Raw genomic sequence first — 25,103 nt, 5'->3', positions numbered from 1 at the left:
TACAAGAAACCGATGCATTGCGTCGGTTTTTTGTTGCCTCCTATTTCTATCTACCACTCAACTAAAGTCCCTCTACATAGAAACCTTAATCATCCAGATCCGGCGATCCATTTGAACGATGAATCCCTCAACCCTTAAGTCTTCTCCTACACTAAACGCTCAATAACCGACACTAAAGCACTTGAATAATACAGCGCGCTGACATAGTTAATCTTTCACACATTCTCCCGCAGCATTTTCATACTCACAGCCACGATGACATTTTTGATTATTTGCGTTCTACTGGCCGTACGCCAACAGCGTTCTATCAACAGTGAAGTGATAGCGATAGTGGAGTACCCGGACTATGTCAGCCTCTTACAAAATAACAAATGAGACATACCTCCCCTCTGTTGAAGCCTTGGACATCGAGCATACGCTCAAGAGTACTGCGGCGCTCGATATCGACATTTTATTATTAGGAGAGACGGGGACGGGCAAGGATACCTTGGCCCAACGGATCCATCGTTTGTCGGGACGACGAGGTCATTTTGTTGCCGTGAACTGCGCCGCCATCCCGGAAAGCCTCGCAGAGAGCCAGCTGTTCGGCGTCAACAGCGGCGCCTATACCGGAGCAGTGCAATCACGTGCGGGTTTTATCGAAGCCGCCCATCTGGGTACCTTGTATCTGGATGAAATCGACAGTATGCCGCTCTCCATGCAAGCCAAACTGCTACGGGTACTGGAATCAAGGGGTGTGGAACGGCTGGGCTCAACCCGGTTTATCCCGGTAGACATGCGAGTCATCGCCTCTGCGCAGCAATCCCTGCATGAGATGGTCGAGCAGGGAAGGTTCAGGCGCGACCTGTATTTCCGCCTTAACGTCGTAAATATCAATCTGCCTCCGCTGCGCAATCGCCGTGACCGAATCGTCCCGTTGTTCCTGAATATGATTCAAGAGGAAGCCGAGCACTATAAGTGTCTCGCCCCAAACCTGTGCAGCGAGCTGGTCCAACAGTTGCTGTGCCACCCTTGGCTGGGGAATGTGCGTGAGCTGCGCTCCACTGCCAAACGTTTTGTGCTGGGCCTGGTGCCGTTATCAAGCTCACCCTCGAACGTTACAAACGAGCCAATCAACCTGAAAGAACGCCTGCAACAAATCGAGAAAGCTCTGATTGAAGAGTCGTTGCGTCGTCATACCTATTGTGTGGACGAGGTGGCTGCAGAGTTGGGGATGGCGAAGAGAACGCTTTACTATCGCATGAAACAACTAGACATACAGTAGCCCGCAGCGCAGTCCACAGCCACCGAAGAAATTTCCAGACACACCCTTCAAGTAAAAGCTGGAACCATATTCGCTCCGGAACCACATAAGGATGAGCCTGATATATTTAGTGCCTATTGGAAGCAAAAATATTGCAACTATATATCAAGACTCAGACATCATTTCTTAGATATTGGAGTGTCACTATGAGTACTTCTAGCGTTAACGCACAAACCTATCAACCCCCTGTCCAAAGCTTCGGCGGCGGCGGCGGCGAAAACGAAGACCTTAAACAAGAAAGGAAAGAAGCGGCTCGCCAATCCCTGAAGGACAGTATTGAGGCCTTCAAGATCACTGAGCAGAAAAAGAACATCGACGCGATACGCTAAATAGCATTACCGCTCTTTGTCACCAAAGGGCGGTTCCCCAAGAGGTCTATATGCAGATAAAAGAATTCGATGTATTACGCGAATATCAGAACGGCCTCACAGCCCGCAGGCCCCCTGCCCAACCTACGCACCACGGCGAAGATGTAAACTTTTTCAGCTCGTTATTGGAACCCTCGATGCAACGGGCTACCGCCACGTCATCATCGAATGCCCTGACCGACGCTTTGCAGCATTTGGACAAAGCGAAAAATGGCATGAGTCGAGGCCTCAAGGACTTCAACAATGAGTTCAAAGAGAAAAGTCGGGTCAACTATGCCTCTCATCTTTCAGACTCCGTACTGCTGACCCAAACCCTAGTGAAGTGCGTCGGCAAGGGCGCGCAATGCCTAGAAAAAGTCAGTAACCTACAGTAGGAAAAAATGATTCGTTTTCTATCCATCGGATTAGTTTTCTCGCTGACGCTGATACTGGGCGGCTGCGGCGAAAGTGTCGAACTGCATCGCCAGCTCTCCGAGCAGGATGCCAATGAGGTCATCGCGGAACTGGCTGACAAACACATACGCGCGCAGAAAGTACCTGCCAAGGACGGCGTCGTGGTGCGTGTCAATGCAGCCGATATCAGCCGCGCCGTTCGCACACTGGAAGCGGTCGGATTACCCAAGGTCGCCCGTGCCACGATGGGTGACACCTTCCGCAAGGAGGGTGTCATCTCTACCCCGTTGGAAGAGCGTGCCCGGTATATCTACGCCCTGTCCCAGGAGTTGGAGGCTACGCTGTCAAACATCGATGGCGTCATCGTCGCTCGTGTACACGTGGTGCTGCCCGAACGCGTGGCTCCCGGTGAACCCGTCCAACCCGCCTCCGCCTCGGTGTTCATCAAGCACGACCCGCGACTGGAGCCCGACAGCATCCGGGCGCGCGTACGCAGGATGGTATCCAGTAGTATTCCCGGCATGACCACTGCATTGGATAACGCGCAGAAGCTCACGGTGGTTTTTGTGCCGGCAGCGGCTTACCAAGAGCAGCAACGCCTGAGCTATTTCGGTCCGTTCCTGGTCCCCGAGGAAGACATCGGTTTTTGGCGTACCACTGTCAGCTTGTTGGTTATCGGCGCGATACTGACGCTCGTCGCTGCGCTGTTCTGGCGCATACGAGGCCAACGATCAAGGCAGGAACCTGTCGCCCCAGCGCATCTACCGAATGAGTGATCATCTGGCCTGGGCCCAATGGTGGGCCAGTCCGTGGCAGTTTTCGCACCCGGATGCGACCAGCGCTCAGGCTTACCATGCATTACCCGCCTTGTGTCGCAGCCAACCCGCGCTGGCGTGTGCAGCGTTGGGCATCGAGCCGTGCCTGCCTCCCCCTCCCCGTGCAACGGTGCTTGGTTTGGCCCTGGCTTCACGGGAGCAGTTCGATCTGGCGATAGCGCTACTGGAGCTTACGTGCCATCCCAACGTCGACAGCCCCTTGTACGATGAACACCGCAAGTGGTGTGAGCGCCTCGCCAAGGCGCTGCACCCTGACACGCTGTTGCAGCCGGAGAGTGATTCACTGCAGTTGCTGAGGGCATGGGTTGAGCCTGCTGTCTGGCAACGTCTTCGGCTACGCTTGCCCCCTGACCGGGTACAGGCGCTTGAAACCACTCACCTGCCACTCGACGACGCGCATGGCCGGCTCAATACGCTGTGGCAGGCGATTGTCTGGCGTATCGAAGCAACGGGCAGCGAAACAACTCGTCGTTAACTGCAACAAGCCAGAGCAATTGTCTATGTTGACCCTACGCAAAATCGAATTGCACAACGGCGCTTGCGGGCAGCCAAAAGTATTGATTACCCGGGAGATGCTCGCCGATTGCGTTCAGTCCGCGCAGTTGCTGGGTAGCGCACAGGCTCAAGCTGAAGAGTTGCTGCGCCAGGCGGCTGAGCATCGCGAAGAAATGCTCGAGCAGGCCCGCCTCGACTTCTGGTCACGTGCCCACGCGCAACTCAGCGCGTGGGCGCGCCAACGCCAGACAATGTGTGACAGCCTCGAACACTACGCAACATCCATTGCCAGCCGAGCCTTCCACTGCCTGTTGGAAGAAGTGCCGCCCCCAAAGCGTCTTTCGGCACTGGTCAAACAGTTGGTAGCGACGCAAATTCCACCTATCAAGGCAACCTTGGTTTGCCACCCGCACGAGCATGAGCAGATAGCCCAAGCCTTGGCCCGGTTGGGCTCTACACCCTGGAAGCTTCGCCCCGATGACCAGATCAAACCTCAATCACTGCTACTGGAAACAGATGAAGGCGATTTTCGTATCGACTGGGCCTCGATGCGAGAAATATTGTTTACAGGCGAGTAGGACATAGCGGTAGAGGCAGGCGATATCTTTAAAAAAATGTCTGCCGATGGAACTGGTGGCAAACAACCCGCCACACAGTTCAGACACATCTGGAGTAAAAATCATGGACTTTCACGGAAACCTGAAAAACCATCTACTGAAGCAAGTTCAGGCTGATATCAAGCGAGTCAATACAGCCTATAAAGATCCGATTGCGCTCGATGCGGATATCGAATACTTCGGCGACCTCATGAAACAACAAAAGCTCTCTATCATCGCGCTAAACGAACATACGCGCTCCAGGCATACGCTGCTCAAAACAGCGCTGGATGGCGTGCAGTAAGTTGCGAGCACTCCTTACCAGTTGGCTGAATGGCCACGAAGAGCAGCTCACTTTGTTTGAGAACGAAGACGAAATCATCGTTCAACGCGTTTCGAACAGACTGCTGGTAAAGGTCCAGTTGACCAAAGCGGGCGAAGACAAAGCCCATCTGCGCACCTGGATGCGTCTGGGAGGCCCCAGCCTGAGCTATTTTCACGGCGCAGTTGCATTAGCGCCATCCACCGGTGCGCTTTGGCTTATTCAATGTGTGGCGATGGGGAACGGCGAACAGCTGGCGAAGTGTCTCGAATCCCTTCTCAACCAACGCGATACCTGGCGTGCCATCGTCGCGCGCCAGGCGCGGTCTGTACGCACATTCATACCCACGTCGCTGCGCTCGATACCGCACTAATCAGAGACTTTCCCATGCCTGACAAAAAAGACAAGCACAAACGCTTGCGCCCTCACGTACCTGCTTCGACCCACCGCGCCGCCTGGTGTTGGCTCATCATGCTGCCTGGGTGGCTGCTGCCACTGGATAGCGCGCTGGCAGCAATCCCTGCCGAATGGAAAAACACGGCCTACGCTTATGAAGCCCAGCACAAACCAGTGCGCGAAGTGCTGGAAGATTTTGCCCAGACATTTGGTACTCAGCTCCAGGTCGAGGGGCTGCTCGAAGGTAACGTCAACGGCAAGATACGCGCTAATACGCCACAGTCATTGCTCGACCGGCTGGGGGTTGAGCACCGCTTCCAATGGTACATGTACAACAACACCCTTTATATCAGCACCCTGGACCAGCAAGAATCCGCACGCCTGGAAGTCTCTTCCGAGACCATCGCGGACCTCAAGCAAGCGCTGACCGATATAGGCTTGCTCGACAGTCGTTTCGGCTGGGGCGAGTTGCCGGAAGACGGTGTTGTGCTGGTCTCCGGCCCGAAAGTTTACATCGAACAGATCAAGCGTTTCAGCAGCCAGCGCCGTTCCGCGGATGAAAAACAGAGCGTGTTGAGCTACCCACTGAAGTTCGCCAGCGCGGCGGACCGCCAAATGGAATACCGCAACGAAAAAATCACCATCCCCGGTGTAGCCACCATGCTACGAGGGCTTCTGGAACCGCGCTCAACCTCGACGTTTTCGGCACAGGCTCAACGCTCCATCACCCAACCCGCGTTCATTACGCCCGTGGTTCCACGCTTGAGCAACCCGTTGCTGGGGCAAATGCTCGGCTCCACCGCGACAACCGGGCTGAACGGCTCGACCGATACGGGCATGTCAATCACACCGCGGGCCCCGGTCAGCCCAGCCCGTATCCGCGTCGAAGCCGACTTGCGCAATAACGCCATCCTGATTTATGACGTGCCGGAACGGCAGGCCATGTATCGCGAACTGATCACTCAACTCGACGTGGCACGCAAACTGGTGGAAATCGATGCCATCATCCTCGACATCGAGCGCACGCAACTGCGTGAGTTCGGGGTGAGATGGGGCTTTCAGAACAGTCGCTTCAGTGGCGCAGCCAACATGATTTCCGGCAACGCTCAACTGACCATTGAAAACCGCGGTCGTTTCGACGCGGAGATACGCGCGCTGGAAGCCAAGGGCCTGGCAACCATGGTGTCCAATCCATCAGTCCTGACCCTGGAAAACCAGCCTGCGGTAATTGATTTCAACCGGACCCAATACCTGACTCGCGGTCGGCAGAACGCTACGATTTTACCGATCACCGTGGGTACCAGCTTCCAGGTCGTGCCCCGCGTCATCACGAGCCGTGGTGGCCATCAGATTCAGCTGTTGGTAGATATCGAGGACGGTAACTTCGAAGAGGCCAACCCTACTCCCGGCAGCTTCGATGTACGCCGAGGCAAAGTCAGCACTCAAGCCATCATGGCCGAAAAACGCTCGCTCGTGGTCGGTGGTTTCCACGTCACCGAAAGCACCGACAAGCGCAGCAAGGTACCCCTGCTGGGTGATATTCCTCTATTGGGCAAGGCGTTGTTTTCCTCGACTGAACGACAGAACAATCGGCGCGAACGTCTATTTATCCTCACTCCACGCGTTATCGGCGACCAGGCCGACCCGTCACGCTACCTGCCCCAGGCAGACCAGGTCGAATTGCAAGCCGCTCTTACCCCCCTGGCCAGGCGCTCCGACCCTCACCAGCCAGTGATCAAGCGCAGCGACATTATCAGTACCCTGGCGCACCTGGTCACCGGGCAAGTGCCCAAAGCCTTCAAGGTAGCGCCGATGCCCCTGGGGTTGAACACCTTGTGCAGCACCCGCAGCCTGCTGGCGCTGAACACCGAGCGCAGCCAATGGTACGCCGGCCCGCAGTACAACGTAGCCGTGGTGGTGCTGCGCAATCAGTTCAACCGCAATGTGCGTATCGACGAAAAGGAATGCAGTACGTCGCAAACCCTGGCCGTGAGTGTCTGGCCGCGCGCCTGGCTCAAGCCGGGCGAGGAAGCAGAAGTGTTTATCGCCATGCGACCGGTGGTCAAGGATGAACACATCAGCGTGCCTCGTCCCTCCCTGATCACTCCAACCCAAAAGGCCAAGCCATGAAACATCGCTTGCTGTACGTCACCCTGATCGGCGCGGCGCTGCTTGTCGCCGGCTGCACGCCCACCTGCAAGGGCGACTCCTGCTCACGTCCGCAATCGACCAAGGACAAGCTGGTGATCTGGTGGCCGCCACAAATGCGCGTCGAACCCGGCCCAGCCGGAGAACGTCCGGACTATCAGACAGTGTCGCTGGAACGATGAGCGCCCACGGAATCCCGGCCGATGAACGCCAGGTCTTCCTCGACAGCCTGGTGGGCGGCTCTGCCGCTCACCTGAAACTTGGCCCGGGGGTAACGGCCAGCAGCCTGCAAGCCGGAACCCGTCAGGGTCTGGCCCTGCACGTGGCTCGCGAGGCACTGCAAGCTTCACAATTGCAGAACGTGCTGGAGCGGCGTTTCGAGCAAGCCGTGGCATTCGATGGCTGCTTTATCTACATTGACGCACAGGACGCCCTGGTGATCTGGCATGCACTGCCTCCACAGCGCAACCTGCTCAACAGCCTCCTCAGCCGAATGTTGTCGTTGGCCAACCTTGAAACCCTGGATGCGCGTACCCGGGGCTGATCAACGCAGATCAAGCTCCGGCAATTCCAGGGTTTCACGCTTGGCCTCATCATCAAGCTCGCGCAGGGTGCGGTAGATCAATGCCACGGCCTGCAGAGTTTCACGAGGAATGGTCGCCCCCAGCTTGTTCGTATACAGCGTACGGGCCAACCACACGCACTGGATCACCGGTACATCGGCCGCTTTGGCGCGAGCAATCAACGCACGAGCGTCGTCATCAGTCCCTTTGCTCACCAGCAGGGGCAGCGGCGTTTCACCGGGGCGGTAATACAAGGCCACGGCAAAGTGCGTCGGGTTGACCACCAGCATATCGGACTCCTCCAGCTTGGGCAGCTTGACCTTCGGCTCCTCCTGGGCCAACTGCTGCGCCAGGGCGCGGCGCTGCCCCTTCACGTGGGGATCGCCCTCCATGTCTTTGTACTCTTTCACGACCTCGACCTGGGTCATGCGCATGCGCTTGGCAAAGAAGTACTTCTGCATCGCCAGGTCGATAAGCGCCAGCACCAGCAATAACCCAAGACAGGCATGCAGCAGATAGCGGAACAGGGCGATCAACCCCAGGATGTAGCTTTGCAGATCGCTGCTGGCCATATTGATCAACACCCCCAGGGAAGGCCAGATCACCACGTACAGGATCAGGCCCAGCAGTGTTGCCTTGACGATGCTCATCAACAGGTTCATTACCGACTGGACAGAGAACATTTGCTTGAGTTGGCTGAGCGGGTTCAGACGATTGAAGTCGAGCTTCAAGGAGTCCGGTGCGAACAGAATCCCGAACTGCATCCAGCTGCTGACCAGCTTCGTGATAATCGCCACCGCGGCCATCAGCAGGGCGAAGGAGAAAAACAACATCAAGCCTTCGACCATCACTTCTTCCAGCGCCTGCGGGAAAGGCAAGGACAGGCGCGAGATCGGCAGCAGCATCAACTGCTGGAAACGTTGCAAGCTGCTTTCGGCGGTGAACAAGGCGATTTCGCTGATGGCTGTCAGCACCAGCAGCTTACCCACATCCTGGCTTTGGGCGACTTGGCCTTTCTTACGCTGATCGCGCAGCTTCTTGGCTGACGCGGGGTGCTTCTTTTCCCCCGAATCACTCATGACAGCGAGACCTCGAAAAACACGCCCAGGGAGTGCTTGAGGTCTTTAAGCAAGCCCATGCGTCCGACGATCAGGTCCTGCAGCAACGCAAAATACAACAACAGCACTCCGATACCCGCCAGGCTCTTGAGGGGCGGCGCCAGCGTACTCACTTGCAATTGCTGACTGTAGACCCCCAGCAGGGCAACGCCGAACTCCAGCAACAGCAGCACTGCAATAAAGGGAGCGGCGTAGAGCATCATGTGCATGAAGGTATCGCCCAGCAGGCCGACAAATACATCGAAGCCATCGGCAGCGGGCAGTGGGAACCACACCGTCGGTGGCCAGAGCAGATAGCTGTCCCAGATCACCTGCGTCAACGCCCCAAGGCCCATGCTGGCCATCAGCAAAAAAATCGCCAATTGCTTGAACAAGTGCCCGGCTGGCGTAGCGTCTGGACCAAGCGAGGGGTTGAGCTGACCACCGGCCAAAGCGCCCCGCTGGTTGTCCAGCAACGCCCCAACCGACTCGAACAGCCAGAACGGCATGGACAGCAACACGCCCAGCAATAATCCCAGGGCCAACTCTTTGAAGACCAGCCCACCGAGCATCAGCGCCGAGTATTCCTGGCCCGCCAGCATGACGTGAATGGCAGGTGCAGGCAGCAGTGCCATGACCATCACAATGCTGTGCCGCAGCATGCCGCGTATATGTTGAAAACAGAATGCCGCCACGAGGAAGGCACAGGGGTAGATACGCGCCATGGCGACCAGCAGGCTGGGCAAATACTCAAGATATAGCAGCACAGGCAAGACCTCAGTGCAGGGCCGAGCGACCGATCATGTCAAAGGTCACGTTCATCAATTGGATCAACTCCACACCGATCCAGCGGCCGGTCATGATCAGGGTGATCCCCACTGCCACCAGCTTGATACCAAAGGGTAACGTCTGGTCCTGCACCTGCATCAGCGCCTGCACCAGGGAGGTCATGACCCCCACCACCACCGCCACAATCAGCGGCGGCGCCGTCAGCATCACTACCAGCAACATGCCCTGCTTGAATAATACGATGGGTTCCATAGGCCACTCAGAGATAGGAAAGGAACAGGCTGTCGAGCAACCGCGACCACCCGGAGACCATCACGAACAAGAGCAATTTGAGCGGCAGGGAAATGGTCATGGGCGAGACCATTTGCATCCCCAGCGCCAACAAGAGATTGGAGACAATCAGGTCAATCACGATGAAAGGGATATAGATCAGGAAGCCGATTTCGAACCCCGCCTGCAACTGTGACAGCACAAAGGCCGGCGCCAGCAGGATCAGGTCCTCACGTTGAACCTCCTGCGCCATCTGTGCCGGCCACATGCGCATGGCATTTTCCAACAGGTGGGTAAGGATATCCGGGTCACTGTTGCGCAGCATGAAGGTGCGCAATGGTTTGATCGCCTCCATTCCCGTCTGCTGAAGTGCGCCCACGCTGGTCAGGTCCAGGGGCGACACCTTGACGATCTCGGCCATCTCATAGCCTACAGGCGCCATGATGAACAGGGTGGCCGCCAGGGCAATACCATTGATGGCCATGCCCGGAGGCACCTGCTGCGCACCGATGGCATTGCGGGTGATCATCAGCACAATCACGATCTTCAGGAACGCCGTGCAGACGACCAACAGCATGGGCATCAACGACAATGCCCCCAGAAATATTGCCAGGACGACCGGATCTATTCCCTGGAAACTACTCATCGAGAAAAGATCACGCGAGTCATCTGCAGCCCCAGCCGCCCGTCCACTTCAACCAACTGGCCCTGGCCGAGGGGGCGGTCGCCGTAGTAGAGCCCCGCAGTGCCAGGGGCGTAGCCTGCGACCCCCAGCACCGCGCCGGGCGCAAGGTTGCGCAATTCGCCGAGGGTCAGGTTCAGCGTACCGCACCGCACATTGAGCGCCATGCTCAGCTCGTCGAAGGGTTCATGCCCGAACACATCCATCACCGCTGTTTCATCCTCATGCCCTGAGTAAGGCTGTGTTGCAAAATCCTCGTCCACAAACATATCCTCGATAGAAGTAAGGGTAAGACGCGTCGGCCCGGATCCAGCGTCGATCCAGCCCACCAGACGCTGTTTGCCAACCTGCACGTGGCCGGTTCCCGACGCACTGAAAAAGGCTCGTTCAAGCACCAGCACGTCACCGGCACGCAAGCTGCGCAGCTGGTGCATCGACAACCGCAGGCGCCCGAGCGTTACGTCCACCGCCAGCTGAAACTGCGCCGGCATTGGCTCAGCCTTGAGCCGCCACGGCCCCGCCTTGCATAGCGCCAGAAAGCTCTCGACAGACAGCCACAGATAGCCCGTGACGCGAGAGGCGCCGAGCGTCACGCAGAGTCGACAACCAAAGTTCAAGGGGCGGGTGCCGGGCAGCAAACGCAGGTAACCAAACAGCGCTTGCACCTGAGGGCTCAGATGATGCTGAAACAACTCCCAGAACCAGGCGTCGGGATCGTTGCCGGCCTGTGCGAACGTCACCGGGCATTCGCCCATCAAGCTCAACTGCGGTCCTGGCTCACTGAAGGCCAATACTCCACAGGCGGTTTCGAAGCAGAGCGGCTGTATACCCACCGGAGCAGTACCAGGCTCCATTCTCAACTCGCCTCTCGACCCGGCGACCTCGAACGGCATACACAACCCTTGCCCCAACCGCTGCCGGGCAACCGCAATATCGGCTTTGAATGTGGGAAATATCAGAGGTGGCAGCATCATGCCTGCGCCGATTTTGCCAGATACACATTGACGGGCTGGCGCAGGCTCGCCGCCAGCCGTTGCTCACATTGTTGGCGTACGCCACTGAGCCAGCGCGCCGTGTTGTCTTGCTCCGCGTCCAGCTCGACATTCCAGCTCCCCTGCTCCCGGCGGACACTGGCGTTGATCCGTCCCAGGCGGCCCAGGTGAAAAACCGCCATCATCGGCCATTGCGAACCGACGAGCATTCGCGGCGCCAACTGCTCGGTCAACGCCTCGATCATGGCGACATCGCCCGAGGCTTTGATTGCGTTCAGAGACGTTCCATATCCCCCGCCGTCCTGGCCCCCATCGTTAAACAACCGGGCGAACAATCGTCCTTGCTCCCAAGGCACGAGGGCGCCGAATTCAGGCGCACGGTCATCGCGAGACTCACGCGGACGCGGACGTTCAGGCGGACTAACTGAAACCTGTTTCATATCGGCTCCTGCGTCAGTAACTTAGATAGCTCTTGGATTTTTTCCACCTGGCGCAAGCACAAGGTGACGTGTTTCTGCGCGTGGCCGACCTGTGCAGCCTGCTCGTGCTGCTGCTCTTTGAGTTGCAACAACTGGCCTTCTTCACGCCGGGTACCCGCCGATAATTGCCGCTCCTTGGCATTCCAGTTTTTCAGCGCCTTGAACGTCACTACCTGCCCCTGGTGCAAACTCAACAGCTCGGCGCATTGCCGGGCCTCTTCCAGGCGGGTTTGCTCGAGGACTTCTTGCGCCTCCCGGATGTGCTCGACCAGCGCTTGCTGCGCCCGTTTTGCCTCACGCAGCGCACGCTCGGCGCGGTCAGCACGGTGTCGGCGCAAACGTCGCAGGGTGTCGATTTCACCCGGTAACACTTCAGAATGGGACATGGGCGGTCAACTCAGCCAATTGATCCATGGTGGCGGCAAGCGGCGAAGGTTCGCGCAAGTCCTGGCGCAGAAAGCCATCCACCGCCTGCCGACTGTCAACTGCCAGGTCGGTGAGCGCATCGTTGCCGGGCTGATATTCCCCTAGCTTGAGCATCAGCTCGATCTGCTGGTAAGCCGACAGCAAGCGTCGTAACGCCGTACCGGCACGGATATGCACGGGCTCGGCGACATTGCTCAGAATCCGCGAAAGGCTGGCCAGTACATCGACCGCCGGGTAGTGGCCGCGCTCGGCCAGCTTGCGCGACAGGACGATATGCCCGTCGAGCAGAGAGCGCACCTCATCCGCCACCGGATCGTTCATGGAGTCCTGTTCGATCAGCACTGTATAGATGGCCGTGATCACGCCTTCACGGGTCAAGCCGGCACGCTCCACCAAGCGTGGCAGCAAACTGTAGACCGACGGCGGCAGACCACCGCGCCCCAAGGGTTCACCGGCAGCCAGGCCGATTTCACGCTGGGCCCTGGCAAAACGCGTCAGAGAGTCGATCAGCAACAGCACCCGCTGGCCCTTACGCCGGAAACCTTCGGCCAGCGCGGTTGCCGTGAACGCGGCACGCGCGCGCTCCATGCTTGAGCGGTCGGAGGTTGCGCACACCAACACGGCCTTGGCACGCAACTGCTCGTCCAGTTCGTGATCAAGAAACTCGCGCAACTCCCGGCCCCGCTCCCCGATGAGACCGAATACGATCACATCGCACTCCACGTTACGGGCGATCTCGGCCAACAAGGTGGTCTTGCCACAACCGGCACCGGCAAACAGCCCCACACGCTGGCCTTCCCCTAGGGTCATCAGACCATCAATCGAGCGCACACCCGTAGCGAGTGCACGGTTGATCCGCGGCCGTTCGGTAGGAAGAGGCGCCTCGCATAACACGGTGGTCGCCCCAGGTGTGTCCGCTTCCACGAACGCGCCCACACCATCGCCCGCAATCGGGCGACCAAAACCATCCAGCACCTGTCCCAACAGCTCATCACCGACCCGAACCTGATGCGGAACCCCCAACCGCGCAACGCTGGCCCCTACACGCACGCCTTCCAGATTGCCCAGGGCACTGAGCACCGCATCGCGCTGATCGAACCCGATGATCTCGGCGAGCATGTAGTCGCCTGGTGTTTTTTCCACTTGGCATAGGTCGCCGATACGGGCCTGCGGCAATCGGCATTGCAGCAGCATGCCGTTCACGCGCTGAATACGACCGCGCATTGTCACCGGTGCGAAACTGCTCAACGCCTGTGACTGGTTCAGTTGCCAGGCCTCCAGACGCTCCTGCAGCGACCCCTTCACCAGCCCACCTCATAACGTTGCTCGCCGTCGAAAACCACTTTGCTGTTATCAATCAAAACCAGGCGCAGACCATCTACTTCATCACCCACGAATAAGCGGGTTCCTTCTTCAAGCACCACGTGGCCATTCGGACCGCCCACTATCTGCAAGATCTTGAACGGTAACCTGGCATCGCGTACCCGTACGCGACTGATCACCGGCACCACAGTGTCGAATTGCTCGGCAAAACGGTCGAGCATGCGCGCAATCAGTTCCACTTCATCTTGGGAAACAACACCATTGAGGGCAATCTGACCATTGACGATCTGCAAGCTGACACGCTGGAGCAATTCGCGCTCGTTGAGCATCCTCACGAGTTGCTGGCGCACCTCAGCGGGTGAGTCCAACCCAGGTTTCTGAATGACCGCCGGCATCAGCGATGCCTGGGCCTCGCGCTCACCGCTGAAGATAATGCCGACCGCAGCGATGATCACGGCGCATAGCAGCACCAGGCTGACCAAGCGTTTTTGCTGCAACGCGGAAATGGAAGACAGCGTCAGCGGCAATGGCGCCTGGGGCAAGGGCTCCGTTGCCGGCTGAGGCGGTTTGAGCACTGATGCCTGGCGCCAAGGATGATCGGCAGGGCTGACACACAAGCTGACGGAGCCAATCACAAACGGCGTGTTGAGTGCCAGATCGCCGATCTGCGCCAACATTTGCCCATCGCTGTTTTTCAGCAGCCCCGCTTCAGCCTGCACCGACCATCGCCCTTCGAGCAATAACAGGCGTGCGTGGTGCTCGGCGACACCAGGGTCATCCAGCAAGAGGTCGGCGCCCGCGTTGGCGCCAAGGCTCCATTGCTCACCAAACAGAGGCAGCGCGGCCCCTTGATGCGAACCATCCAACACTCGGAGTTCGAACATCAGTACGCCCCCCCGTACTCTGCAAGTAGCGATGTGTTCATGCCAATGTCCCGTACATCAACTCATCCTGGCCAAGGTCAAAACGCCCCAGCACCTTGACCTTGGAATTGCTCCCCAGCTCGGCGAAAGACAACACCGGTACATGGTTGAATTCCTCAAGCAACAAGGTTCGCAAGGGGCTGCGCAAATCCTGCGCCACCAACAACACGCTTTTTATTTTTGCGCGTGCACTGAAGGCCTGGTTGAGCAGGTTGATCAGCGCAGCGCTATTGTCGTTGTCGAGTGCAAAGAACACCCCGGTCTGGGTCTGGCGCAGTGCCTCGCGCAAAACACTTTCGGTCTGCGGTGACAACAGCCAGGCATGCAGCCCATCGGCCTCGCTGTACTGATGGTAGATCTGCGACTTGAGGGCAATGCGCGCATAGTCCGCCAGTGCTTCGGGCTCACGTTCGTGCTGGCCGTATTCGATCAGCGATTCGACAATCAACCTCACGGCGCGCAGCGGAACCCCTTCGCTGGCCAGACGTTGCAGTACCGCCGAAAAGCGCGAGATCGGCATGATGCGCTGCAGTTCCTGCACCAGTTCGGGTTGATTGTTCTCCAGCCAACTGAGGATCGCCTTGCTCTCCTGAATCCCCAGGAACTGCGGCCCGCTGAGCATCATCGCCGTCTTCATGCGCTCGACGATCAGGCTCGTCGCATTGAAGCGCTCCAACTGCGTGTCATTGAGCAGTGGGTCGTCAGGTGGCAGCCAGAGCCAATCCTGTTCGTTACGCTCGGCCAATCCCGGTATGCCATGCTCAGGCTCAACCGTCAGGGCACTGCGCTCTACGGCAACGCGCTGGACCACAGACGCCTTGACCATTGGCACTTCATGGACGCAGAAGCGCATTTCATCATCGGCCAGCGAGTCATCGATCTCGACCTCAAACGGCGGCAATGTCAGGCCGATATTGGCAACCAGGGAATTTCGAACCTGGCGGATGCCGTGAATAAGATCGGTCACCTCAGGCGTGCCGCGCAGGGCCGAGGGAAACTGCAACAGATAAGGCCGGGACGGATCAAACCCGCGCAGGTCCTCTTTGCCATTTTCTTCAGGCCGCATGGCTTCGACGGCTTCGGCTTCTGGCTGCGCTTCACGTCGGCGCCGCCGGTCGAGGTAATAACCCAAGGCGCCGGTCATCATCGCTAGCAGGATAAACACCAGCGTCGGCATGCCAGGCACGATCGCAAATACCAGCATGGCCACCGAGGCGATCATCCAGCTCTTGGGCTCACTGGTCATCTGGCGTGCGATCTCGGCGCCCATGTTCGTGACGCCCTTGCGCCCTTCCGGTGCCACGCGGGTAATGATCATACCGGCGGTCAGGGAGATCAGCAGCGCGGGAATCTGCGCAATCAGGCCATCACCGATGGTCAGCACAGAATACAGCGCCATCGAATCGCCAGCGCTCAAACCGTGCTGGAACATCCCCGTGGAAAATCCCCCCAGCAGGTTGACCACCACAATGATCAAGCCAGCGATGGCATCGCCTTTGACGAACTTCATCGCGCCATCCATGGCGCCGAACAGCTGGCTCTCGCGAGACAACTGTTCACGCTTGTCGCGCGCTTGCCCACCGTCGATCAAGCCGGCACGCAAGTCACTGTCGATGGACATCTGCTTGCCCGGCATTGCGTCCAGGCTGAAGCGCGCCGCCACTTCGGCAACCCGCTCAGAGCCCTTGGTGATCACCAGAAAGTTGACCAGGGTGAGGATCAGGAAGATCACCATCCCAACAGCCAGGTTGCCGCCCACTACGAAGTTGCCGAAGGCCTCAACGATATCGCCAGCGTCCTGTTCGAGCAGAATCAAGCGCGTCGTAGCGATCGACAATGCCAGCCGAAACATGGTGGTCAGCAACAAAATCGACGGGAAGGAAGAGAACGCCAAAGGCCCGGGCAAGTACAGCGCCAGCATGATCAACAGGCAGGAAATACAGATATTCAGCGCAATCAGAATGTCCACCAGCCAGGTAGGCAGCGGCACGATGAAGATGAACACAATGGCCATGATCACCACGGCGCCCAAGACCTCGGCGCGCTGCGCTACCTTGAGCAGTATGCCGTTGACGGTGGACAGCACGTTCACGCCAGGATACTCGAATTAGGAAAGCCAGGGCTTATGCCTTCGAGGCGGGCAAGCTCGTCCATCACCAGTAGAAAGTTGTGCAGCGCCTCTTGGCGTGACTGGCTATCCGGCCACAAAGCCAGGGGCAATTTCAGAAACAGTGGATAAAGCGCATTGAGCGCCACGAGTGTTGTCGTGCCGGCCCCCATATCTTCGGCCAGGCGCATGACTTCATTTGTCACGATGCCGGTACTTGTATAACCCAGCAGGCGTTGCAGCAGGCTTACCGCATGCAGTTCGGTTGCAAGGTTCTGGACCAGCTCACGACAGCTGCACAACACCCCGCTCAATGCACTGCAGCTGCGCAGCCCTACCAGCAAGGTGCGCAACATTGCCGTAGGCACTGAGGACACATGGGCGGCGATGTCGGCCGTCAGGGCGCTGGACATCACATTCAAGCCATGTGCAAAACGGTCGTCACCGTAGACGCCCAGCAGCGCCTGCATCATGGTGGCCAGGGATTGCCGTGTCACCACACTGGCGTAGTACAGCGCGCGCAGCGCCTGGCGCTCTTGTGGATCACCACCCGCCGTCTGCAAGGCCATGGCGATATTCAGGCCCGCCTGTATCTGCCCTTTGAAACGGACCTCCAGCTTGGCAATAGCATCCCGCGCCAGGTCGGCTTCGGAGCTGCGCACGTCGGCCTCGGCCTGCTCTCACACCGCCTTGAGTACCACGAAGGTGCGCGCCGGATCACCGCCAGTGGCCTCCAGCAACTTATCGATGCTGGGTTGCATCAGCAATTGCAGCCTGATTCGACGCGCTACCGCGGCAAAGCTTTCCTGGGCCGGATGCCCCAACTGCTCATAGAGCTGCGCGAGCGCCTGGACAGGAGGCACACGTACGCCAATTTTGCGTTTGTCCAACGTACGGCTGCTGGATTCAACCTCCTGACTGAAGTGCAGGAAAAGATCATCGATACCTTGGCCTGGCTCAGGCTTGGCGGCCGGGCTAACGGTGGGGAGTTCCACACGCGGGGTCATTGGCACATCGGGGGTAGATTCGACTTTCATGGGCAGGCCAGTACAGGAAGAGAGTGCCAATGTGTGGTTAGGCCCGTCCAGATGGTTCCATCGAAACTCGCTCTTCCAACAAGGTGAAAAAACCCGCACAAGCCCCTGGTGCCTTTTGCAAATTACTGCACAAAAGCGCCACGAAATTAAAGTATTTATATATATAAATCATTGGGTTATGTGCAGATTCTCCTTTGGCACAGGCAGTGCAAAAGAGGTAAACGCCGAAACTATTTCGACTGCGTCTACCTTAAGGAAAAATCATGAATATCCCTATTGAAGCCTTAGCTCACCTTGGTGGCAGTTCGCCTCAATTCATGCTCCATCTGACAGACGACCAACAGAAAAAACTCCGACGTTTCATTCACAAACGGGTACTCAACCCGGAAGACGCGGATGATCTTTTGCAAGTGACATACTTGGAAGCCTGGCGCAATCGCGAGCGTTTCAGTGGTACCGCGACGCTGAGTACCTGGATGTGCGGTATCGCGCAAAACCTGATCCGCAACCACTTTCGACGCCTATATGCCAAGCCTGCACATTGCGAATTCGATGAGTCGCTGTGGCACGGACAGGAAGAAAGCCACAGCCTGGACTGGGAATTCGAGGTCAACCGGAGACTGGAAAATACCCTGAGCGCGATCGATCACTTGCCCACAGAAATGCGTAGGACGTTGTATGCCTCGCTGGAAACCGACGGCAGCTACCAGGACACCGCCGACGTACTGGACATTCCTATCGGCACCGTGCGCTCGCGCCTGTCACGGGCACGCGAACAGCTCAAGCGCGTCACCCACCCCCCACTGCACACGTAAGTTGAATTAGTCGGTCAAGCGTTGGGCGACAGGGATATCTGCCCAACACTGTCGGACTTGGCCCCGAGTAAACCTTCAAAGACACCGAGCTTCTTCTACTCCCCTCATCCACGGTGCATTCGCCACCGCCCGTCGCCAAAATCAGCGCTTTGGCTTAAACAGTTGAAAGCGTAGAAAAATTTTCAACAAAAACGCTTGACGCATTGCCGTTCCAAGCGAATAATGCGCGCCACTTGGCTACATAGCTCAGTTGGTTAGAGCATAGCATTCATAATGCTGGGGTCCGGGGTTCAAGTCCCTGTGTAGCCACCAAGTACTAAAAACGGCTTACCGAAAGGTAGGCCGTTTTTTTATGCGCGCAAAAAACTCCCTAACTGTATTTTGACGCCCCCCACCCCCACTGTTAGTGTCCAGCCTCCCCTAAACACGGAGTGCCCCGATGCAACTGGACATCTACCAAGTCGACGCTTTCAGCCACCATCCCTTCGGCGGCAACCCGGCAGCGGTGTGCCCACTCACTGAGTGGCTGCCCGACGAGCAACTGCAGCAGATTGCGGCCGAAAATAATCTTTCGGAAACCGCGTTCTTCGTACCCCGTGGCGACTTCTATGAGTTGCGCTGGCTCACCCCGCAAGTGGAGGTGGACCTGTGCGGCCATGCCACGTTGGCGGCCGCGTGGGTGCTGATCCATCAGCTGGCGGACGCCCCGCAGGTGTTGCGCTTTGCCACCCGTAGCGGCGAGTTGCGGGTAACGCGCAACGGTGATGAGCTAGCGATGGATTTTCCAGCCAAAAAACCCGAACGCTGCGAGCCGCCCCACGGCATGTTGAGCGCCCTGGGACTTGAAACCGCCGAGGTGTTTGGCACCGACGACTACATTGTGCTGGTGGAGAATGAAGCCCAGGTAGCGGCCCTCACACCGGATTTCGCACGGCTCAAGGGCCTGCCTAAACGCGGGATTGCGGTGACCGCCAAAAGCACTCGGTTTGATTTTGTCTCGCGCTGGTTCGGCCCGAATGTGGGCGTCAATGAAGACCCGGTTACCGGCTCGGCGCACACCTCACTGGCACCGTTCTGGGCCGAGCGCCTGGGAAAATCGCAATTGAGCGCCGAGCAAGGCGGTCAGCGTAAAGGCCAGTTGCGCTGTGAACTCCAGGGCGACCGGGTGATTATTTCCGGCAAGGCCGTGCTGTACATGCAAGGCACGATTTACCTGTAAAAAGCAGTACCCCAAGGACAACAGCCCCTTCTCACTATGAACGGAGTTCAGCGCGTGTTTTTGATTTCCCGTCGCAGCCTGACAGTCATCGCCGCAGCCCTGGCCCTCGCCGCCTGCCACACGCCGGTCAACGAACAGCCACCGGCCCCGGAGCTGGGCTCGGGCTATCGCACCGACCTGAGCACCCGCCACGCCGAGCGCCATATGGCCGCCGCCGCCAACCCACTGGCCGCTGAAGCCGGGCGTGAAATGCTGCGTCAAGGCGGTTCAGCCATTGATGCGGCGATTGCCATGCAAGCGGTATTGACCCTGGTGGAACCGCAGTCGTCCGGCATCGGCGGCGGTGCATTCATCATGCTGTGGGATGGGCACAACGTGCAGGCTTACGACGGCCGCGAAACTGCGCCGGCCGGGGCGACGGAGCGCTTGTTCCTGAAGGGCGACGGTACGCCGATGGCGTTCACGGATGCGCAGATTGGCGGGCGCTCGGTGGGCACGCCAGGGGTATTGCGCGCCCTGGAGATGGCGCACAAAAAGAGCGGCCACTTGCCATGGGCCAAGCTGTTCGAGCCGGCGATTCGCTTGTCGGAGCAAGGCTTCGCCATTTCCCCACGCTTGCACAGTTTGATCGCGGCTGACCGCTTTATCGCGCAATCGCCCGACATGGCGGCGTACTTCCTGAATGCCGATGGCTCGCCAAAAGCCACCGGCACGCTGCTGAAAAACCCGGCACTGGCCGTCGTGTTCAAGCGCATCGCCAAGGAAGGGCCGGACGCGCTGTACCAAGGCCCGATTGCCGAGGAGATCGCACGCAAGGTCCAGGGCCACCACAATGCCGGCAGCCTGTCCCAGGCCGACCTCAAGGGCTACGCCGCCAAGCAACGCGCACCGCTGTGCACCGACTACAAACAATGGAAGGTCTGCGGCATGCCACCGCCGTCCTCGGGCGGGATAGCCGTGGCGCAGATCCTCGGGACACTGCAGGCCCTGGAAACCCGCGACCCGCGCCTGGCCATCGCCCCGATGACTCCGATCAAGAGTGCTTCGCCGGCCGGGCTTGAACCGACACCCGAGGCCGTGCACCTGCTCGCCGAAGCCGGGCGCCTGGCCTTTGCCGACCGCGCGCTGTACGTGGCCGATGCAGACTTCACCCCCGTCCCGGTCGCCGGCCTCGTCGCGCCGAGTTACCTGGCGCAGCGCGCCACGCTGATCGGCGAGCGCAGCATGGGCATCGCCAAGCCGGGGCAACCTGCTGGTATTCAGGTGGCGTACGCACCAGACCGCTCGCCACTGCGCATCTCCACCTCACAAGTGGTGGCGGTGGACGACCAGGGCGGCGCCGTGTCGATGACCACCACGGTGGAGGCGGCATTCGGCTCCCATGTGATGGTCCAGGGCTTTTTGCTCAACAACCAGATGACCGACTTCTCCTTCATCCCCGAAGAAAACGGCCAGCCTGTGGCCAACCGCGTGCAACCGGGCAAACGCCCACGCTCGGCCATGGCGCCGACCTTGGTGTTCGACCGCAACTCGGGCGAACTGCTGGCTACCGTCGGCTCCCCCGGCGGCTCGCAGATCATCGAGTACGTGAGTAAATCCCTGGTGGCCATGCTCGACTGGAAGCTCGATCCGCAGGCGGCCATCAGCCTGCCCAACTTCGGCAGTCGCAATGGTGCTACCGAGTTGGAAGCTGGGCTGTTCAGCCCGGCGCTTAAACAGGCGCTCAAGGACAAGGGCCACGCCCTGAGCGAGATCGAGATGACCAGCGGCGTGCAGGCCATCGTGCGCACACGGGATGCCCAGGGCAAGGTGACGCTCAGTGGTGGCGCGGACCCTCGGCGTGAAGGTGAGGCGTTGGGTGATTAAGGTGTTGATCTATCCGTACAGGCTTATAAAAAAAGACCTGCACCCTTACGCCTTAAATCCTACGCGGAGCGCCAGAACTCAAAGTGCCATGTCATCTTTTGCGATAAAAACCTTCTTGAGCAGCCCCATCTCACCTGCGATTTTCTGGCCCGCCCTTTCTTGCCAGAGGCTACGTCAAAGACGTAGAATTTCGCGTGTTCACTCTCATAGAATCCCCTCTCTTCAGCAGGCAATGGCCTGACTATTGGACTGAAGATGAAAAAGGTATCTTCATGGCGTTTCTCGCCAGCCATCCTGATGCTGGAAATGTCATTCCGCGCTCGGGAGGTTGCCGAAAGATACGCTGGAGCATGGAGGGCCGGGGTAAAAGTGGATCAGTGCGGGTCATCTACACCACACAACTGGAGTGCGGAGCAGTCGTCGCGCTACTGATTTATGGCAAGAGCGCCACGGAGAATATTCCGGCACATATCCTGTACAAAATCGCAAAGGAAATGAACCATGCCACTCACTGATAAAGAACTGAAGGAACGTGACGCCAAACGCAATATAGGCGAAGAACTACTCACAGCCATTCAGGATGTCAAAGCGGGACGTTACGGGGCCGTGCAGCACGTTGAGGTCACTCAGGCTGCCGAAGCAAGAAGCAAGACAGGGCTCTCACAACCCAAATTTGCCGAGCTTCTGGGCGTGTCAGTAAGAACCCTTCAAGAATGGGAGCAAGGGCGTCGCGCACCTTCCGGAGCAGCACGTTCGCTACTGCATATTGCGGCCATAAGGCCGGACGTTTTTCGCGAAGTGCTCAGTAACGCCTGATGGCGTTACTGCTTCGGGCCAATCACTGGCGGTTGATCTTCAAGCCCTTGCGCCCCGCATGCCGCTCCAGCGCCAGCTCGATCAACCGGCTCACCAGCTCGCTGTAGCTCATGCCCGCCGCCTGCCACAGCTTAGGGTACATGCTGATGCGAGTAAAACCGGGCAGGGAGTTGATCTCGTTGATCAGCACTTCGCCGTCCGGCGTCAGGAACACATCCACCCGCGCCAACCCGACGCAGCCCAACACCTCAAACGCTTCGATGGCCAGGCGGCGAATGCGCTCGCTGGCTTCATGGCTGATATCCGCCGGCACCACCACCTGGGCGGCCTGGCCGTCGATGTATTTGCTGTCGTAGGAATAAAAACCACTGCTCACCACGATCTCGCCACAACCGCTGGCGATGGGCTGGTCATTACCCAGCACGGCGCATTCGATTTCACGGCCTTGGACGGCGGACTCCACCAGCACTTTCTCATCAAACCCCAACGCCAGTTCAACGGCAGCGCGGTATTCGGTTTCGTCACTGACTTTGCTCACCCCCACCGACGAACCCTGGTTGGCGGGCTTGATGAACATCGGCACACCGAGCTTGCCAGCGGCCGTTTCGAACGAAGTGCGCGCCGCGTTAGCTCGCGTAAGGGTGATGAACGGCGTGACCGCAATACCCGCGTCACGCAGCAGGCGCTTGCTGATGTCTTTGTCCATACACACCGCCGAGCCGAGCACGTCGGAACCGACGAAGGGCAAGTCCGCCATGCGCAGCAAGCCTTGCAGGCAACCGTCTTCACCGAGGGTGCCGTGGACAATCGGGAAGATCACGTCGATGTGTTCCAGCACGCCCTGGCCGCAGGTTTCCACCACTTGCTGGCTGGCCTTGCCAGGCACCACGGCTAGTTCACGGTTGGACTGGTTGAGGGCGATGAGCGCCGGGTTTTCCTGATTGAGCAGGAAGTTCGAGGTGTCATTGAGGTGCCAGTGGCCGGCCTTGTCGATACCGATCAAAACCGGCTCGAAGCGTGAGCGATCAAGGGCATCGACAATGTTGCGCGCCGATTGCAGCGAGACCTCATGCTCAGCCGAACGCCCACCAAAAATAATCCCTACCCGCACCTTGCTCATAACCGGCCTCACTGTTGAAAGTAAGGATTCTTACCACGGGTGGTCAGCGATTTGCTACCAGATGTGCCTTGCCCAACACCTGCACAATCGTACAAGACCCCGGCAGACAACCGGTGCAGACTCAGTTAACGTGTTTCCACCTCCTTTTGTGACAAGTCACCATGGGCAACCCCACCCACTCCCTCGACTGGCTGCACCGCGCGCCCCACGCCAGCGGCCTGGACCGTATCGAGGCGTACTTTGCCGGCTTCGCTTTCGACCCCCACCGCCATGACACCTACGCCATCGGGCGCACGTTGTTCGGCGTGCAGAGTTTTCATTACCGCGGCGGTACGACCCACAGCCTGCCCGGCACCACCATGGTGATCCACCCGGATGAAACCCATGACGGCCGCGCCGGCAGCGACGAAGGTTTCAAGTACCGGATGATTTATGTGGAGCCGGCGCTGATCCAGCAGATCCTCGGTGGGCAGCCGTTGCCGTTTATCCCCGGCGGTTTGTCCACCGACCCAAGGCTGCACCGCGCCAGCGAAGTGTTGCTACAAAGCCTCGATTGCCCGATAGACCCGATGCAAGAGCAAGACGCCCTGTTCGACCTGGCCCACGCGCTGAGCGATGCGTCCGGGGCCATCATCCGCCGTAAATCCTTCGACTACATCGCGGCCGAACGCGCTCGTGAATTCATCCACAGCGCCCTGGGCCGCAGCATCACCCTGGATGAAATAGCCGACCACGCCGGCCGTGACCGCTGGGCGTTATCGCGGGATTTTCGCGTGTTGTTCGGCACCAGCCCCTACCGCTACCTGACCATGCGCCGGCTGGACCTGGTGCGCCACTTATTGGCCCAGGGCCAATCGTTGGTGGATGCGGCCATGACCGCAGGCTTCACCGACCAGAGCCACATGACCCGCCAATTTCGCAGCACCTACGGCATGCCGCCATCGCGCTGGGTGAAAATGCTCGGACGCTGAGTGCTGGGTTGGACTGTGGGAGCTGGCTTGCCTGCGATGCAGACACCTCGGTGTATCAGGCGCACCCTATTGATGCCATCGCAGGCAAGCCAGCTCCCACAGTTGGATGTGGTCGTGTTACTGGCATTTGGTCATGGTTTGTAAAAGGCCAGCAAGCCGTGTCCCTTTAAATTGCAGGACGTTTCCGAGACAATCCCCGCCGCCTTGTGCCTGTTGGAATCGATGGCTAGTCTTCGGTCCGTCACTGCCTTTTCAGTGATCGGGTTTAGTCGCCCGGACTCTAATCAGGCGCATGGTCCTCCATGAGGTTTTATGGTGGCTGTGCGCAGGGCACCCTCGGGTGCGCCGGATTTTCCTGATTAGCCGGTCGACTAACCTGCGTACAGCCGCCACCCTTCGTTTAGTCGCGACTGGGCCGGCTTCTGCCTTAATCAGGAGTTACACCATGACCAAAGCACTTCCCGATCCACCCATGGATTGCCTAGTCGTCAATGAAGAACTCAGCTTCGAAGACGCTCAACTCTATATTTCCCATCTGATCAACAGCGCATCGGCCACGGTGTGGGACTGTTGCGATCACCTGCAACCCCACGACCGCGCCCGAATCCATGCCGTATGGCACTTGCTGGAGATGGCCAAGACCGTAGTAAACCGCACCCTCGAGTGCATGCCACGAACCTGAAGACACCATAAACCCCATGTGGCGGGTGGGAATTTCCTGGCCATTGGCCAACCGATTGTCGGGCGCCAG

29 protein-coding genes, 1 tRNA gene and 1 pseudogene are annotated in these 25,103 nt (G+C 58.6%); 19 read left to right on the top strand and 12 right to left on the bottom strand.

Annotation, left to right across the window (positions count from 1 at the left end; translation table 11 throughout):
* Positions 1-346 precede the first annotated feature (346 nt).
* The 11 genes from E1K68_RS04450 to E1K68_RS04400 all read left to right on the top strand — a co-directional run bounded on the left by E1K68_RS04450 (position 347) and on the right by E1K68_RS04400 (position 7,401).
* Entirely contained in the window at positions 347-1,264 is a 918-nt protein-coding gene (locus E1K68_RS04450) for a sigma 54-interacting transcriptional regulator (protein WP_212613828.1), read from the top strand.
* 185 nt (positions 1,265-1,449) lie between these two features.
* The gene (locus E1K68_RS04445; RefSeq protein ID WP_003188346.1) at positions 1,450-1,632 is read left to right on the top strand and encodes a hypothetical protein; all 183 of its coding nucleotides are present in this window, start codon (positions 1,450-1,452) and stop codon (positions 1,630-1,632) included.
* A 50-nt stretch (positions 1,633-1,682) separates the two neighbouring features.
* Positions 1,683-2,045 carry a hypothetical protein gene (locus E1K68_RS27680; RefSeq protein WP_003188345.1) on the top strand — a complete coding sequence of 121 codons (363 nt, stop codon included), beginning with the start codon at positions 1,683-1,685 and terminating at the stop codon, positions 2,043-2,045.
* Between the two features lie 6 nt (positions 2,046-2,051).
* A complete protein-coding gene (sctJ, locus tag E1K68_RS04435; protein ID WP_003188344.1) occupies positions 2,052-2,840 on the top strand; it encodes a type III secretion inner membrane ring lipoprotein SctJ in 789 nt (262 codons plus the stop codon).
* Positions 2,833-3,375 (top strand): hypothetical protein, encoded by a 543-nt coding sequence (locus E1K68_RS04430; protein ID WP_034134416.1) that lies wholly within the window; start codon positions 2,833-2,835, stop codon positions 3,373-3,375. Before sctJ ends, E1K68_RS04430 begins: the two co-directional genes overlap by 8 nt.
* Positions 3,329-3,973, top strand: a complete 645-nt coding sequence (gene sctL, locus E1K68_RS04425) for a type III secretion system stator protein SctL (protein WP_346344321.1) — start codon at positions 3,329-3,331, stop codon at positions 3,971-3,973. Before E1K68_RS04430 ends, sctL begins: the two co-directional genes overlap by 47 nt.
* Positions 3,974-4,076: 103 nt before the next feature.
* Positions 4,077-4,295 (top strand): hypothetical protein, encoded by a 219-nt coding sequence (locus E1K68_RS04420; protein ID WP_003188341.1) that lies wholly within the window; start codon positions 4,077-4,079, stop codon positions 4,293-4,295.
* A complete protein-coding gene (locus tag E1K68_RS04415) occupies positions 4,282-4,686 on the top strand; it encodes a type III secretion system chaperone (RefSeq protein ID WP_003188339.1) in 405 nt (134 codons plus the stop codon). Before E1K68_RS04420 ends, E1K68_RS04415 begins: the two co-directional genes overlap by 14 nt.
* Positions 4,687-4,700: 14 nt before the next feature.
* A complete protein-coding gene (sctC, locus tag E1K68_RS04410; RefSeq protein ID WP_212613827.1) occupies positions 4,701-6,839 on the top strand; it encodes a type III secretion system outer membrane ring subunit SctC in 2,139 nt (712 codons plus the stop codon).
* Positions 6,836-7,039, top strand: coding sequence for an HrpT family type III secretion system protein (gene hrpT / locus E1K68_RS04405; RefSeq protein ID WP_003188336.1), 204 nt, complete (start codon positions 6,836-6,838; stop codon positions 7,037-7,039). Before sctC ends, hrpT begins: the two co-directional genes overlap by 4 nt.
* Positions 7,036-7,401, top strand: coding sequence for a transcriptional regulator (locus tag E1K68_RS04400; protein ID WP_212613826.1), 366 nt, complete (start codon positions 7,036-7,038; stop codon positions 7,399-7,401). The genes hrpT and E1K68_RS04400 overlap by 4 nt, the downstream gene beginning before the upstream one ends.
* On the opposite strand, the gene sctU is transcribed toward E1K68_RS04400, so the two are convergent.
* The 11 genes and pseudogenes from sctU to E1K68_RS04345 all read right to left on the bottom strand — a co-directional run bounded on the left by sctU (position 7,402) and on the right by E1K68_RS04345 (position 17,545).
* Positions 7,402-8,499 carry a type III secretion system export apparatus subunit SctU gene (gene sctU, locus E1K68_RS04395; protein WP_003188332.1) on the bottom strand — a complete coding sequence of 366 codons (1,098 nt, stop codon included), beginning with the start codon at positions 8,497-8,499 and terminating at the stop codon, positions 7,402-7,404. It abuts the gene before it with no gap.
* Complete coding sequence (gene sctT, locus E1K68_RS04390; RefSeq protein ID WP_003188330.1) at positions 8,496-9,284, bottom strand: type III secretion system export apparatus subunit SctT; 789 nt, start codon at positions 9,282-9,284, stop codon at positions 8,496-8,498. The genes sctU and sctT overlap by 4 nt, the downstream gene beginning before the upstream one ends.
* Before the next feature lie 10 nt (positions 9,285-9,294).
* Positions 9,295-9,558, bottom strand: a complete 264-nt coding sequence (sctS, locus tag E1K68_RS04385) for a type III secretion system export apparatus subunit SctS (RefSeq protein WP_003188329.1) — start codon at positions 9,556-9,558, stop codon at positions 9,295-9,297.
* A gap of 7 nt (positions 9,559-9,565) precedes the next feature.
* Complete coding sequence (gene sctR, locus E1K68_RS04380; protein WP_212613825.1) at positions 9,566-10,222, bottom strand: type III secretion system export apparatus subunit SctR; 657 nt, start codon at positions 10,220-10,222, stop codon at positions 9,566-9,568.
* The gene (locus tag E1K68_RS04375; protein ID WP_003188327.1) at positions 10,219-11,232 is read right to left on the bottom strand and encodes a FliM/FliN family flagellar motor switch protein; all 1,014 of its coding nucleotides are present in this window, start codon (positions 11,230-11,232) and stop codon (positions 10,219-10,221) included. The genes sctR and E1K68_RS04375 overlap by 4 nt, the downstream gene beginning before the upstream one ends.
* The gene (locus E1K68_RS04370; RefSeq protein ID WP_003188326.1) at positions 11,229-11,690 is read right to left on the bottom strand and encodes a type III secretion system HrpP C-terminal domain-containing protein; all 462 of its coding nucleotides are present in this window, start codon (positions 11,688-11,690) and stop codon (positions 11,229-11,231) included. The genes E1K68_RS04375 and E1K68_RS04370 overlap by 4 nt, the downstream gene beginning before the upstream one ends.
* Positions 11,687-12,115, bottom strand: a complete 429-nt coding sequence (locus E1K68_RS04365; RefSeq protein ID WP_003188325.1) for a YscO family type III secretion system apparatus protein — start codon at positions 12,113-12,115, stop codon at positions 11,687-11,689. Before E1K68_RS04365 ends, E1K68_RS04370 begins: the two co-directional genes overlap by 4 nt.
* Positions 12,102-13,460, bottom strand: a complete 1,359-nt coding sequence (locus tag E1K68_RS04360; protein WP_003188324.1) for a FliI/YscN family ATPase — start codon at positions 13,458-13,460, stop codon at positions 12,102-12,104. Before E1K68_RS04360 ends, E1K68_RS04365 begins: the two co-directional genes overlap by 14 nt.
* Positions 13,457-14,362, bottom strand: a complete 906-nt coding sequence (locus E1K68_RS04355; protein ID WP_003188323.1) for an FHA domain-containing protein — start codon at positions 14,360-14,362, stop codon at positions 13,457-13,459. The genes E1K68_RS04360 and E1K68_RS04355 overlap by 4 nt, the downstream gene beginning before the upstream one ends.
* A 37-nt stretch (positions 14,363-14,399) precedes the next feature.
* Complete coding sequence (sctV, locus tag E1K68_RS04350) at positions 14,400-16,493, bottom strand: type III secretion system export apparatus subunit SctV (protein ID WP_003188321.1); 2,094 nt, start codon at positions 16,491-16,493, stop codon at positions 14,400-14,402.
* Positions 16,490-17,545: pseudogene (locus E1K68_RS04345) on the bottom strand (TyeA family type III secretion system gatekeeper subunit). The gene sctV and the pseudogene E1K68_RS04345 overlap by 4 nt, the downstream one beginning before the upstream one ends.
* A 263-nt stretch (positions 17,546-17,808) precedes the next feature.
* On the opposite strand from E1K68_RS04345, the gene E1K68_RS04340 reads away from it, so the two are divergent.
* The 6 genes from E1K68_RS04340 to E1K68_RS04315 all read left to right on the top strand — a co-directional run bounded on the left by E1K68_RS04340 (position 17,809) and on the right by E1K68_RS04315 (position 22,261).
* Entirely contained in the window at positions 17,809-18,360 is a 552-nt protein-coding gene (locus tag E1K68_RS04340; RefSeq protein WP_003188319.1) for an RNA polymerase sigma factor, read from the top strand.
* 235 nt (positions 18,361-18,595) lie between these two features.
* Positions 18,596-18,672 (top strand) — tRNA-Met (locus E1K68_RS04335).
* A gap of 127 nt (positions 18,673-18,799) precedes the next feature.
* Positions 18,800-19,579 (top strand): PhzF family phenazine biosynthesis protein, encoded by a 780-nt coding sequence (locus E1K68_RS04330; protein ID WP_003188317.1) that lies wholly within the window; start codon positions 18,800-18,802, stop codon positions 19,577-19,579.
* Between the two features lie 36 nt (positions 19,580-19,615).
* Positions 19,616-21,445, top strand: a complete 1,830-nt coding sequence (ggt, locus tag E1K68_RS04325; RefSeq protein ID WP_212613824.1) for a gamma-glutamyltransferase — start codon at positions 19,616-19,618, stop codon at positions 21,443-21,445.
* Between the two features lie 194 nt (positions 21,446-21,639).
* Positions 21,640-21,960 carry a hypothetical protein gene (locus E1K68_RS04320; protein ID WP_019817026.1) on the top strand — a complete coding sequence of 107 codons (321 nt, stop codon included), beginning with the start codon at positions 21,640-21,642 and terminating at the stop codon, positions 21,958-21,960.
* Entirely contained in the window at positions 21,947-22,261 is a 315-nt protein-coding gene (locus E1K68_RS04315) for a helix-turn-helix domain-containing protein (RefSeq protein WP_019817027.1), read from the top strand. Before E1K68_RS04320 ends, E1K68_RS04315 begins: the two co-directional genes overlap by 14 nt.
* Before the next feature lie 22 nt (positions 22,262-22,283).
* Here E1K68_RS04315 and ddlA read toward each other — a convergent pair whose 3' ends face one another.
* Positions 22,284-23,381: a D-alanine--D-alanine ligase gene (ddlA, locus tag E1K68_RS04310; RefSeq protein ID WP_212613823.1), complete on the bottom strand. Its 1,098-nt coding sequence runs from the start codon at positions 23,379-23,381 to the stop codon at positions 22,284-22,286.
* A 161-nt stretch (positions 23,382-23,542) separates the two neighbouring features.
* Here ddlA and E1K68_RS04305 point away from each other — a divergent pair, with 161 nt between their 5' ends.
* Together E1K68_RS04305 and E1K68_RS04300 are read left to right on the top strand one after the other, a co-directional pair.
* Positions 23,543-24,352 (top strand): AraC family transcriptional regulator, encoded by an 810-nt coding sequence (locus E1K68_RS04305; RefSeq protein WP_034134431.1) that lies wholly within the window; start codon positions 23,543-23,545, stop codon positions 24,350-24,352.
* Between the two features lie 445 nt (positions 24,353-24,797).
* The gene (locus E1K68_RS04300; protein WP_014716802.1) at positions 24,798-25,034 is read left to right on the top strand and encodes a hypothetical protein; all 237 of its coding nucleotides are present in this window, start codon (positions 24,798-24,800) and stop codon (positions 25,032-25,034) included.
* The last annotated feature ends 69 nt before the right edge of the window (positions 25,035-25,103 follow it).

Source organism: Pseudomonas sp. B2021 (assembly GCF_018135665.1).
Lineage (GTDB): Bacteria > Pseudomonadota > Gammaproteobacteria > Pseudomonadales > Pseudomonadaceae > Aquipseudomonas > Aquipseudomonas lactis.
Note: the sequence above shows the minus strand (reverse complement) of the source record. Positions and strands in the feature narration are given on the sequence as shown.